This window comes from Dokdonella sp. (genome assembly GCF_039926425.1).
In the GTDB taxonomy this organism is placed as follows: Bacteria; Pseudomonadota; Gammaproteobacteria; order Xanthomonadales; family Rhodanobacteraceae; genus Dokdonella_A.
The window spans coordinates 1-12183 of the sequence record NZ_JBDSWZ010000017.1 but is presented as its reverse complement, the minus strand read 5'-3'; the positions used below and the strand labels follow the sequence as shown (position 1 = coordinate 12183).

Here is a 12183-nt window from a genome sequence, read left to right as displayed (position 1 = left end):
GCCGCCGGATGCGTTTCAACTCATCGGTGATTTAGACCACCTTGGCGTATGAGCTGGGCGCACGATTACTGCAACTCTTTGATTGAAAAGAATTTCGGCGACGCGCCGCGACCGCGCACGATTTCGACGGTGCGTCCGGTTCCGCACCAGCCGCGTAGTTCGGAAGCACGGTGTCACTGACGACGCCGGCCAACTCCCTACGCGAAGGATCCGACATGACCCCTCCAAACTCTCCCGGCAGGCGTTGCCTGCTTGCTGCGATCACCGTCTCGACACTCGTGATCGCACCCGCAACATTCGCCCGGTCCGTGTACGTGCTGACCGCAACCAACGAGATCACGACTGTCGATGACGCGACACCTGGCGCGCCCGGCCCGCTGCTTCCGGTCAGCGGGCTTGTTGCCGGCGATGCGCTCGTCGCCATCGATGTGCGGCCGCAGAACAATCACCTGTACGGCCTTGGCTACAACGGCGGCACCGCCTCGGTGCGCCTGTATCTGATTGAATCGCGATCGGGTGCGGCCGTTGCGACGTCGCTCGGCGAAGCGGGATCCTACGTCGATGCGGGCGGTGCTCCTCTGCCGATCATCGGCAGCGCAATCAACATCGATTTCAATCCGACGGTTGACCGTTTGCGCGTGGTCACCGACACCGGGCAATCGTTTCGCATGAATCCCAACAACGGCGCACTGGTCGACGGCGACTTCGGCGGTGCGGCGGGCTCGGTGACCGGTGTGAATCCGGATGGATCGGCCAACGGTGCAGCGACCACGTTCAATGCAGCTTCGTATGCGAACAATCGCGCGAATGTGTCTGCAACCACGCTCTACGTGGCGGACGCAGGCACCGATGCGCTCTACATCGTCAATCCGCCCAACGCGGGCACGCTCACCAACCCGCTGCCGCTGACGCTGGACGGGAATCCGCTGGATATCGAGGCGCAGACCGGATTCGACATTCCGTCCTCCGTCAATGTCGCCGCCAACGCGAGCCCGGCCACCGGCGTCGCATACGCTACGTTTTCTGTCGGCGGCGAATCGGGTCTGTATCAGGTCGAGCTCTCGACCGGTGCAACCACGCAGGTCGGCACGTTCGGCGGATTGGCCGTCCGCTCGATCGCCGTCTCGGACGTGGCGATTGCCGCGCAGTCGCTGAACGCGACCGGCACCAGCTTGCAGCGATTCCTTGCTGCGTCGCCATCCGCATCGGTCAACGTGAACATTACCGGCGTGTCTGCAACGGAACGTCTGGTCGGATTCGACCTTCGTCCCGCCACCGGCCAGTGGTTTGCTTTGGGCGTCGACGCATTGGCAAACGCAGCGAGCCTGTATCGCATCGATCCGCAAACCGGCGCAGCCACATTGATTGGAGCGAATGCGGGCCAGATTGCGTTCGTTGATGCGCTCGGCGCACCGGTGGACATGACCGACGGCACGTATGGTGTGTCGTTCAATCCCGTCGTCGACCGCGTTCGCGTTGTCGCGTCCAACGGCCTGAACTTCCGCGCCAACCCGATCACCGGCGGTGCCGTGGACGGCGATCTGGGCGGCGCGGCTGGTTCGATTCCCGGAACCAACACGGATGGCCCGGTCACCGGCGCCATCGGCAGTACCGGACTTGACGGCGCCGCCTACTCGAGCAATGTGGCCGGCACGACCGTCACCACCCTCTTCACCCTGGATGCGACGGGCGATCGGCTGTACATCCAGAACCCACCGAACGTCGGCGTGCAAACCGCTCCGGTCGACGTGACGTTCAATGGCGCGCCGGTGGATTTTGCACCGACGACCGGATTCGACATTCCGCCCGGCCCCGCTGCGGCGGCCAGCAACGCCCCAGTGGACGGTTCGGGTTTTGCTGCGCTGACGGTTGCCGACGGCACGCACCTGTATCGTCTGGCCCTCGCCAGCGGCGCGCTGGAAGACCTGGGTTCGATCGGCGACGGCACCGCACTGAGCATCGGACTGGTGATCGGCGACGTGTTGGACGATGTCATCTTTGCCGACGGCTTCGACTGACTCCACGCGAGGCGCTCTCGGCCAACAAGTTGATCTGGAACTCTCACATGCCCCTCTCCGATCGCGGATCGGAGAGGGTTTTTGTCTGTCGTGTCAGTCCATTGCACAAGCGATAGCCCACCCGCTGCGACCCTCCGCAGGATCGCGACGCAACAACAATGGTCTGCCTTCGCGCGGCCGCGCACCGACCAACGCAGCGCCCGCGAGCTCGCATCGCGACATCCGGCCTGGAAATGCACGGCACTGAAGGCCCTCGCGCGGATCGGCGAAGCGGTCCCATCGCATGCGGATCTGGCGTAATCTACGCGGCTCGCACCGTTCTGCAATCCGCCCCCGATGATTCCCGAACTCGGTCAATTTGCCCTCATCCTCGCGCTCTTGCTGGCATTGGCGCAGTTCATCCTGCCGATCCTTGGCGCGCACCTCGGCAACCGCGCACTGATCGCCACTGCACGCCCGGTCGTTGCCGGGCAAGCGGTGTTCGTCGCCGCCGCATTTGCCTTCCTGACGTATGCGTTCGCCACGCAGGACTTCTCGGTCAGCTACGTGCAGCAGAATTCAAACTTGCTGCTGCCGTGGTATTACCGCATTACCGCGGTGTGGGGCGCGCACGAAGGCTCGTTGCTGCTGTGGGTGCTGATCCTCAACGTGTGGACCGTCGCGGTCGCGGCATTCTCGCGCCGCCTGCCGGATGCGTTCATCGCGCGCGTGCTGGGCGTGCTGGGTTTCATCAGCTTCGGGTTCCTGCTGTTCACGCTTCTGGCGTCGAATCCGTTCCTGCGCGCACTGCCGGTGCCGCTCGATGGCATCGACCTCAATCCGGTTCTGCAGGATCCGGGAATGATCGTCCATCCGCCGATGCTCTACATGGGCTTCGTCGGCTTTTCGGTTGCGTTCTCGTTCGCGATCGCCGCGTTGCTCGGTGGTGAGCTGGATGCGCGCTGGGTGCGCTGGGCGCGTCCGTGGACGAACGTTGCGTGGGGATTCCTCACGCTCGGCATTGCGCTCGGTTCCTGGTGGGCGTACTACGAACTCGGCTGGGGCGGCTGGTGGTTCTGGGATCCGGTCGAGAACTCGTCATTCATGCCGTGGCTGGTCGGCACCGCACTGATCCATTCGCAGGCGGTCACCGAAAAGCGCGGCTCCTTTCGGGCATGGACACTGTTGCTCGCCATCTTCGCATTCTCGCTCTCGTTGCTCGGCACGTTTCTGGTCCGCTCGGGCGTGCTGACGAGCGTGCATTCGTTTGCCAGCGATCCAAAGCGCGGCCTGTTCATTCTGACGTTCCTTGCGATCGTCGTCGGCGGATCGCTGCTGCTCTACGCCGTGCGGGCGCCAAAGGTGTCGGGCGGCGAACCGTTTGCCGCCGCGTCTCGCGAAACGGCATTGCTGATCAACAACCTGCTGTTCACCTGCGCCGCGGCAATGGTGCTGCTTGGAACCTTGTACCCGATGCTCGGCGATGCATTCGGACTTGGTCGCATTTCGGTCGGCCCACCCTACTTCGGCTTCATGTTCGTGCTGCTCATGCTGCCGGTGGTTCTGTTGCTGCCCTTCGGTCCGTTCATGCGCTGGCGCCAAGGCAGTGTGAAAACCGCGATGCGTGCACTGCGACCGGCGCTACTCGTCGCCGTTCTCGCAGGTGTCGCGACATGGCTGGTTGCGCGTGATCTGCCGTGGAAGGGAATCGCCGGCGCTGCGGCGTCGCTGTGGGTCGGCCTCGGCATTGTGACGTATGGGTTCTCGCGCTGGCGCAACGCATCGCGCGGACGCCGCTTCACACCCGAGATGGTCGGCATGATGTGCGCGCATTTCGGTGTTGCGGTGTTCCTTGTTGGCGTGCTGATCGTCGAGGCAACCAGCGTCGAGAAGGACGTGCGCATGGTTCCAAACCAGGTGGTGCAGATCGGCGCGCTTGGATTTCGCTTCGATGGCGTCACCAACGCCAGTGGTCCGAATTTCACCGCGCAACAGGGCACGCTGTCCGTGCTGCGCAACGGTGCGATCGTTGCATCGCTGCATCCGCAGAAGCGCGTGTACACGCGTACCCAGCAATCGCAGACCGAGTCGGCAATTGATCCTGGCCTGTTCCGCGATGTCTACGTTGCGCTGGGTGAACCGGTCGGCGACGACGGAGCATGGGCGGTCCGCGTTTATGTGAAGCCGTTCGTCCGCTGGATCTGGCTCGGCGCGTTGTTCATGATGCTCGGCGGGTTCATTGCGGCGGCGGATCGGCGGTTCCGCGCCATTGCAGGCGTGGCGGAGACGCGCGCTGCCAATCGCGACAGCGCCGATGAACGCGCGACACCATTGGTGCCGATTGCCGACGGCGGCCACCTCGACCGCGGTCGTCCCGCATGACGCGCCTGCTTCCGTTCGCCGGCTTCGTGCTGGTGTTGGCGCTGCTCGGGTTCGGCATCTGGTGGAGCAGTCATCACGATTTGCGCGAAGTCCCGTCACCGCTGATCGGCAAGGCAGCACCGACCTTCGCACTGCCGCTGCTCGACGATCCGTCGAAGACGCACGGCAGCAAGGAACTCGCCGGCCAGCCGTATCTGTTGAACGTGTTTGCCAGCTGGTGTGTTGCGTGCCGTGACGAACATCCGATCCTGATGCGCGAAGGCAAGCGTCTCGGCATCACGCTGGTCGGCTTCGACTACAAGGACGAGCCCGCCGACGCGAAGCGCTGGATCGCGCAGTACGGAAATCCCTACGACATCGTCGTCGCCGATCGGGCCGGAGACGTTGCAATCGACTTCGGCGTGACCGGAGCGCCGGAAACGTTCCTGGTCGATGCGCAGGGCATCGTGCGCTACAAGTACATCAGTCCGATCACGCCGGACGTGATCGCGACGGAACTGCTGCCGCGGATTGCCGCGTTGAAGAAGGCAGTGCCATGAGAACCGATCGCTGTGAGTCGGCGCTGTTGAATCGCCCGCCTCCTTCAGCGTCGTCATTCCCGCGAACGCGGGAATCGCTCCTGACGTCGCGGCGCGCGAGAAACGACTCCTCTCTTCGCGGCAGAGACGTCGGAGAAGGATGGATGGATGAGTCATTGACAGGCGATTCGAGCGATTCCCGCGTTCGCGGGAATGACGTCATCGGGAGAGCGTGTCGAATCGCCAATGGGCCGCGCGTCGTCTTCGCGATCCTGCTGTCGCTGTTCGTCTCTTTCCCCGCCTTCGCCGTGGTCGATCCATTGCCGTTCAAGGATCACGCCGAGGAGCTGCGCTTCCAGGCACTGACGCGTCAGTTGCGCTGCCTCGTCTGCCAGAATGAAAGTCTCAATGATTCAGGTGCGCCACTCGCCGCCGACCTTCGGCACGATGTGTTCGAGCAGATGCAGTCGGGCAAGAGCGATGACGAGATCAAGACCTGGCTGACGTCGCGCTACAGCGATTTCGTGCTGTACGACCCGCCGCTGCGGGGTGGCACGTGGCTCCTCTGGTTCGGACCACTGCTCGTGCTCGCGATCGGCGGCGCAGTCGTCTTCGTGACCGTGCGTCGGCGCTCGAAGGCCGGCATCCATTCGATGGCCGCGTCGCCGCGGCCAGACAGCGACGTCGAGGACGACTGGTAATGACGATGTTTTTCCTGATCGCGGCGTTGATGATTGCCGCGGCGCTCGCGTTTGTGCTCGTTCCGCTGCAGCGTCATCGCGGCGACACCTCCGCCATGGACACCGATGCGCGACGACAACGTGCGCTCGATGAGGCGCTTGCCGCCGGCGTCATCGACAACGCCGAATACGTCGCCAAGCGGGCTGCGTTGCCCGTCGCCGCAACCACGGCGAACCCCCGATCGCGCATCGCATTCGTCGCGCTGGTGCTGGTCACGCTGCTGCTTCCCGCTGCGGCGATGCTGCTCTATCGTCTGGTCGGCGCGCCGCAAGCGCTCGACCCCGCGAACCTCGTTGCAGCAACGGACCCGTCGCGTGGCGACAATCCTGGTCCCGAGATGGAACAGGCCATCGGGACGCTGGTGACGCGTCTCAAGGAGCATCCCGAAGACGCGGAAGGGTGGAGCCTGCTCGCTCGCGCCTATCAGGCGACCGATCGTGCTGCCGAGTCGCTCGATGCGTACCGGCATGCCCATGAGCTGGCCAAGGACAATGCCCTCGTCACGGTCGAGTACGCCCAGGCGCTGGCGCTGGCAACGCCGGGACATCGGATCGCCGGCGAGTCGCGGCAGTTGCTCGAAGGCGTCCTCAAAGACGACGCAACGAACCAGCGCGCGTTGTGGCTGCTCGGCATCAGCGACTACCAGTCCGCGCAATACGACTCCGCCATCGCGCGCTGGAACGCGCTGTTGCCGCTGCTGGACGGCCAGTCGACGATTGCCGAGAGCGTGAGGAAGCAGATCGCCGATGCGCAGGATTTGCGCGACGGCAAGACACCGTCGAACGCGCCCACCCCGTCGCAGCCGCCCGCGACCGCAAGCACGAGCGGCGAGACGGCAGCAGTCTCCTCCGCTGCGCCGAGCCTGACGATCCGGGTTGCCCTGGATCCGACGCTGCAAAAGCAGCTCGATCCCGACGCGACGCTGTTCGTCTTTGCCCGCGCGGCGAGTGGTCCGCCGATGCCGCTGGCGATCCAGCGCCTGAAAGCGGGTGCACTCCCGCTCACGGTCACGCTCGACGAGAGCATGGGCATGCTGCCGACAATGAAGCTGTCGATGTTTCCGCAGGTGATCGTTGGCGCGCGCATTTCCAGATCCGGCAATGCATTGCCGCAGAGTGGCGATCTACAAAAATTGTCGGCGCCACTCGACGTTCACGCGTCCGCACCCATCCAGTTGACGATCGACCAAATGGTCCCCTGACGCGCGGCCGGCTGCGATTCCTGCGATTGGCGGTTTCGACGATGACGCACGTCGATCGCCACCGTTCACGCTCCGCGCAGCTTGGCCCCCGCACACTGCGCGTCGAGGTGTCCGCGGGACGCCGTGCCATTCCTGCTTGCGGACCCCACTGATGATCGAATCCCTGTTGGTCGCAGTCACGCAGATTTCGACGTTTGTCGAAACGCGCTCACTGACAAATGCGACCGGTTTTTTCTTCGAACGCGACGGCCGGTTGTTCGTGGTCACGAACCGGCATGTCGCGCTTGACGAACCAAGCGAGCATCGGCCCGATCGCATCGAGATCAAGCTGCATACCGACCCGACCAACGTCGCGATGACGGTCCAGTTCTCGATTCCGCTGTACTTCAATGGTGCGCCGGTGTGGCGTGAACACTCCGACTCGGTTGGCGTGGTCGACGTGATCGCGATCGAACTTTTCCCTGCTGCTTTGCCGTCGACGCATCTGCGTCACGCGTTTACTCCATCGCATCTGGTCGCCAATCTCGATGACGTCGAAGTCGGTGCGCGGGTGATCATCGTGGGCTTCCCGCTCGGCTTCCACGATACCGTCCACCATCTTCCCGTGGCACGTCAGGCGGTCGTCGCGTCCGCGTTCGGAATCCGTTTCCAGGGCAACGGCTACTTCCTCACCGACGCTCGCATGCACCGGGGCACCAGTGGGGCTCCGGTCGTCTGGCGCAGCCCCAATGCGGGCAGTGGTCGAGAGGAACTGAACTGGACGCTGCTCGGCATCCACGCGGCGCGACTGGACGTCGACAATCGCGATGCGGAGCAGGACGAACGCCTGAATCTCAATTGCGCCTGGTACGCGGATGCGATCCTCGCGCTGACGGCCTGACGCGTCAGCTTCCCCCGGCGACGCGCGTCACGGTGACACCGACGTCCAGTTCATGCCCGCCGCCACCGAGAATCACGCCGCGCTGCGGTGACACGTCTCTGAAGTCACGCCCCCATGCGACCGTGATGTGCTGCGTGTCGGGAAGCACGTTGTTGGTCGGGTCGAAATCGATCCAGCCCAGCACCGGGCAATACGCCGAGATCCACGCATGCGACGCGTCTGCGCCCACCATACGCGGCTTGCCGGGCGGCGCGCGCGTCAGGAGATAGCCACTGACGTAGCGCGCCGGGAGACCGAGCGAACGCAGGCAACCAATCATCAGGTGGGCGAAATCCTGGCAAACGCCGCGCTTCTTCTCCAGCACCTCGATCAACGGCGTGGCGATCAGCGTGGCCGCCGGGTCGAAACGGAATTCGCGATGGATCTTCTGCATCAAGGCGAAGACGCCGACCATCAGCGATGTCGCGGGTTCAAAACAATCGCGCGCATAGTCGGCCAGTGCCGGCTTGATGCGGACATAGGTCGATTCGAAACGGTAGCGGCTCGCATCGAGCGTTGCGGCGTCGAGCGGACGCATTGCGCGGTAGTCGAACAGTGCGGCAACCCGCTCCCACGGCGGCGATGCGCCGAGATCCGGTTCGGCGCGCGGCTCGATCGCCACCCGCATTGTCGAGGTGATCGACAGGCTGCGATGCGGCTGGTCGAATTCGAGAAGCGTCACCGGATTGCCGAAACAGTCGTGATGATCGCTGCGGCGGGACGGCTCGGGGTCGATCGCGAGCGATTGATGCATGCACTGCTGCCGGGGATTTTCGCGCGGCACCAGATGCAGCAATTGCTGCGAGCGTGACACCGCATCCTCGTACGTGTAGAGGGTCGCGTGCTCCACCGCGTACTCGATCGACGTGCTCACCGCAACGTGCCCATCATGACGACAGCGTCGCGCGACTGATGTCGTCGACGTGTGCGAAGTGCCGTGCGGCCAGCCGTTCGGAAACCCCGCGCGCCGCAGCCCCAGTCTGTGCGAGAACCTCGGCAATCGCCATCAGCGCGCGGCGACGGTGGACGTCCCCGGCCGGCGAGGCTTCGAGTGCGAGCAGGTCGCACGCCTGGAGGCCGCTGTCGATGTCGCGCAACGCCTGCGCCTCGCTGGTCTCCCCGTCGCCGACGGCGGCGATGTCGCGCTGCAATTCGCGGACCTGGAACAGCACCGCATGGGGGTTGGCAGTATCGAACAGCATCAGGTCCAGCGCCGGGATGATCTGCGGGGCAGACAGATAGCGCATCCGATAGGTGATGATGCTGTCGGCCAGCTCCAGCAGCCATTCGAGCGTCGCGCCCTCGTCGTTCGGGGTGCCGTCGTCAGCGAGATCGCGCAGCACGCAGGCAACGACGTCGGCATGGAACTGCAGCCGTTCGAGGCGACGACCGATCATCAGGAAGCGCCAGCCTTCATCGCGCGTCATGTCGTCGAGGGCGAAGCCCGACAACGCGGACACCGACATCAGCAGCCGGTTGAGGAACTCCATCGCATCGCCAATGCCCGGTCGGCTGGAGGCAAGCGCGGTCGCCTCGCGCTGGATCTCGATGATGCCGCGCCAGTTCTCCTGCGACAGTCGTCCGCGGACCCGCGTAGCAGACCGGAACAGACGCTCCAGCGTGTCACGCAGCCCTCCGCTTGCGGTACCGGTCACCGCGGCGAGGAGTGCCGCCTTCGGGCTTGCGCGTGCGGGAGCAAGTTCAAGCGCACGACACATTTCGAGCGCGCCAGCGAGCGCCGGACCCAATCCTCCGCCGTCGACGTAGCGCGCGAGCAACACGCGCAACAGGCGCGTGATGTTGTCGCTGCGTTCGCAATAGCGGCCGAGCCAGAACAGGTTCTCGACCAGTCGTGACGGCAGGAACGCGTCGGTGCGAACAATGTCGCGCACGCGAACTGTGCGCGTTGCCGGGAGGCTTTGCGGAATGACACCTCGATCTGCCGCAGCGCCGAGAACCCAGGTGTCCTTGCTGCTGCCGCCGCGCTGCATTGAAACGACGGCGGCATTTGCTTTCGCGGCGACGCGCGTCAGGCCACCCGGCATCACGACGTAACCGTTTCCCGTCGCCACCGCGTACACGCGCATGGTGATCGCACGCGGAACCACACGCCCTTGCGGCATCCCGCGCTGCCACACCGGCGCATGCGACAGCTCGACCAGTTCCTGCGCAACATAGGCATGCGGGCACGCGTCGATGCGACCACGCAGCTCTGCTTGCGCCTTGCGCGACAGCGTATTGCCGAACACCGGATCGAACTGTTGCGACGGGTACGCCGGCTTGAACACGAGACGCTCGATGTGTGCCAGCGCGTACTCGCGCGCGGGTCGTTCGCCGCACCACCAGGTGGCGATCGTGGGCAGCTTCAGCGCTTCGCCACGCAGATGCCCGCAAATGCCGGGCAGAAATCCGAGCAGGCCCGGCGACTCGACCACGCCGCTGCCGAGTGCGTTGGCGATCAGGACGTGACCGGCGCGCGCGACTTCGAGCAGGCCGGGAACGCCAAGTGCGGAGTCGCCGCGCAGTTCCAGCGGATCGCAGAAATCACCATCGATGCGGCGCAGGATCGCATGCACGCGCTGCAGGCCGCCGAGTGTTTTCAGGAACACGCAACTTCCCCGAACCGTGAGGTCCTGCCCTTCAACCAGCGGAACGCCGAGCGCACGCGCGAGGTACACATGTTCGAAATACGTCTCGTTGAACCGGCCCGGAGTGAGCAACACCGCGAGCGCCGCCTCATCGCCCTTCGGCGCCAGACGCTGCAGCGACGACTGCAGCGCACGGAAGAAACCATCGAGAGGCCGGACGTTGAGTTCGCGGAACGTGTCAGTGAATGCGCGCGAGACAATCTGCCGGTTCTCCAGCGCGTAGCCAGCGCCGGATGGCGCCTGTGCGCGATCGGCGAGCAACCACCAGCGGCCATCGGGTGCGCGCGCGAGGTCAGCGGCGTAGGCATGCAGGTAAACGTCACCGGGAGGCACGAGTCCCTGGCACGGCCACAGGAAATTGTTGTGCCCGAACACCAGATCGGGCGGCAGCAGTCCCTTCGAGATCAGCGTCTGCGGTCCATACAGGTCGGCGAGCACGCGGTCGAGCAACGCTGCGCGCTGCTCGACGCCGGCAGCGATGTCGCTCCACTCATCGGAGGCGATCAATGCCGGCAGCGGGTCCACTTCCCACGGGCGCTCGGCGCCCTTCGCGTCGTCGTAGATGTTGTAGGTGACGCCGTTCTCGCGGATCTGCCGGGCGACGAACTGCTTGCGCTGGCGCATCTGCAGTGCGTCGTTCTGCTCCAGCTCATCGACCAGTGCGCGCCAGTGCGGACGGATCGCTCCGTTCGCATCGAACGGCTCCTGGTAGCGGCGCGCCTCGGCGCCATACCCCTCGAATAGCGGTGAAGCGGGTTGCGATTCCATCGTCACGCGAGCACTCATTGCCTGCGCAGATCCAGCGTGAACGGAAATTCCGGGTTGCTTTCAGAAGCGGGGGCGTCGAGCGTGCCCGACGTGTGTCCGCTGCGGAAAAAGCGCGCGAGTCGGCGGCTCTCCGCCTCGAACGCATTGACCGGAAAGGTGGTGTAGTTGCGGCCGCCCGGATGCACCACGTGGTATTCGCAACCACCGATGGAACGGCGCGACCACGTGTCGACGAGGTCGAACACCAGCGGTGCATGCACGTCGATCGACGGATGCAGCGCGGACGACGGTTTCCACGCCCGGTAGCGCACACCTGCAACGAACTCCCCCACCGTGCCGGTGGAGCGCAGCGGAACGCGCTGGCCGTTGCACGTCACCGCATACCGTTCGGGCGCCATGCCGGTCAGTTTGACCTGCAGGCGTTCGACCGACGAATCGACGTAGCGCACCGCGCCGCCCGCAGCGCCCTCCTCTCCCATCACGTGCCATGGCTCGAGTGCGTGACGCAGTTCGAGGTGCATGCCGAGAACGTCGAGGTCGCCGAGTTTCGGGAAACGGAATTCCAGATGGGGCGCGAACCATTCCGGATCGATCGGATAACCGGCGGCGCGCGACTCGTCGATCACATCGGCGAAATCCTGCGCGACGAAATGCGGAAGCAGGAAACGATCGTGCAACTCGGTTCCCCAGCGCACCAGTCGTGTCGGTGCAAACGGCTCCTGCCAGAAGCGTGCGATAAACGCACGCAGCAGCATCTGCTGCGCGAGGCTCATGCGCGCGTGCGGGGGCATTTCGAATGCACGCAGCTCGACCAGTCCGAGTCGGCCGGCCGGACCGTCGGGCGAAAACAGCTTGTCGATGCAGAACTCGCTGCGGTGCGTGTTGCCGGTCACGTCGATCAGCAGGTTGCGCAACAGCCGATCGAGCAGCCACGGCTCGACGTCGGTGCCGACTGGTGTAAACTGGCGGAACGCCAGTTCGAGTTCGTACACCGAATCATTGCGCGCCT

At 64.7% G+C, this 12183-nt stretch carries 9 protein-coding genes; 6 read left to right on the top strand and 3 right to left on the bottom strand.

The features are described 5' to 3' along the window. Nucleotides 1-215: 215 nt before the first annotated feature. The 6 genes from ABIV12_RS00925 (at nucleotide 216) to ABIV12_RS00900 (ending at nucleotide 7719) form a co-directional block, all read left to right on the top strand. On the top strand, nucleotides 216-2018 hold the full coding sequence (locus ABIV12_RS00925) for a DUF4394 domain-containing protein (RefSeq protein ID WP_348055287.1): 1803 nt from the start codon (nucleotides 216-218) through the stop codon (nucleotides 2016-2018). A gap of 336 nt (nucleotides 2019-2354) precedes the next feature. Continuing rightward, on the top strand, nucleotides 2355-4379 hold the full coding sequence (locus ABIV12_RS00920) for a heme lyase CcmF/NrfE family subunit (RefSeq protein ID WP_348055285.1): 2025 nt from the start codon (nucleotides 2355-2357) through the stop codon (nucleotides 4377-4379). Continuing rightward, on the top strand, nucleotides 4376-4918 hold the full coding sequence (locus ABIV12_RS00915) for a DsbE family thiol:disulfide interchange protein (RefSeq protein WP_348055283.1): 543 nt from the start codon (nucleotides 4376-4378) through the stop codon (nucleotides 4916-4918). The genes ABIV12_RS00920 and ABIV12_RS00915 overlap by 4 nt, the downstream gene beginning before the upstream one ends. A 143-nt stretch (nucleotides 4919-5061) precedes the next feature. Beyond that, nucleotides 5062-5598: a cytochrome c-type biogenesis protein gene (locus ABIV12_RS00910; protein WP_348055281.1), complete on the top strand. Its 537-nt coding sequence runs from the start codon at nucleotides 5062-5064 to the stop codon at nucleotides 5596-5598. Continuing rightward, a complete protein-coding gene (gene ccmI / locus ABIV12_RS00905; protein ID WP_348055279.1) occupies nucleotides 5598-6839 on the top strand; it encodes a c-type cytochrome biogenesis protein CcmI in 1242 nt (413 codons plus the stop codon). Before ABIV12_RS00910 ends, ccmI begins: the two co-directional genes overlap by 1 nt. Before the next feature lie 151 nt (nucleotides 6840-6990). Then, the gene (locus ABIV12_RS00900; protein ID WP_348055277.1) at nucleotides 6991-7719 is read left to right on the top strand and encodes a serine protease; all 729 of its coding nucleotides are present in this window, start codon (nucleotides 6991-6993) and stop codon (nucleotides 7717-7719) included. A gap of 4 nt (nucleotides 7720-7723) precedes the next feature. Here ABIV12_RS00900 and ABIV12_RS00895 read toward each other — a convergent pair whose 3' ends face one another. The 3 genes from ABIV12_RS00895 to ABIV12_RS00885 all read right to left on the bottom strand — a co-directional run. Beyond that, a complete protein-coding gene (locus ABIV12_RS00895; protein ID WP_348055275.1) occupies nucleotides 7724-8632 on the bottom strand; it encodes a transglutaminase family protein in 909 nt (302 codons plus the stop codon). A 13-nt stretch (nucleotides 8633-8645) separates the two neighbouring features. Continuing rightward, nucleotides 8646-11192, bottom strand: a complete 2547-nt coding sequence (locus ABIV12_RS00890) for a circularly permuted type 2 ATP-grasp protein (protein WP_348055273.1) — start codon at nucleotides 11190-11192, stop codon at nucleotides 8646-8648. After that, on the bottom strand, nucleotides 11189-12183 hold a 995-nt coding region (locus ABIV12_RS00885), incomplete at its 5' end, for a transglutaminase family protein (protein WP_348055271.1). The genes ABIV12_RS00890 and ABIV12_RS00885, both read right to left, overlap by 4 nt.

Excerpts from the sequence above, each read along its gene's own strand:
- ABIV12_RS00920 (WP_348055285.1), top strand. The coding sequence starts at position 2,355 with ATGATTCCCGAACTCGGTCAATTTGCCCTCATCCTCGCGCTCTTGCTG.
- ABIV12_RS00890 (WP_348055273.1), bottom strand. The coding sequence starts at position 11,192 with ATGAGTGCTCGCGTGACGATGGAATCGCAACCCGCTTCACCGCTATTC.
- ccmI (WP_348055279.1), top strand. The coding sequence starts at position 5,598 with ATGACGATGTTTTTCCTGATCGCGGCGTTGATGATTGCCGCGGCGCTC.
- ABIV12_RS00910 (WP_348055281.1), top strand. The coding sequence starts at position 5,062 with ATGGATGAGTCATTGACAGGCGATTCGAGCGATTCCCGCGTTCGCGGG.
- ABIV12_RS00915 (WP_348055283.1), top strand. The coding sequence starts at position 4,376 with ATGACGCGCCTGCTTCCGTTCGCCGGCTTCGTGCTGGTGTTGGCGCTG.
- ABIV12_RS00900 (WP_348055277.1), top strand. The coding sequence starts at position 6,991 with ATGATCGAATCCCTGTTGGTCGCAGTCACGCAGATTTCGACGTTTGTC.
- ABIV12_RS00925 (WP_348055287.1), top strand. The coding sequence starts at position 216 with ATGACCCCTCCAAACTCTCCCGGCAGGCGTTGCCTGCTTGCTGCGATC.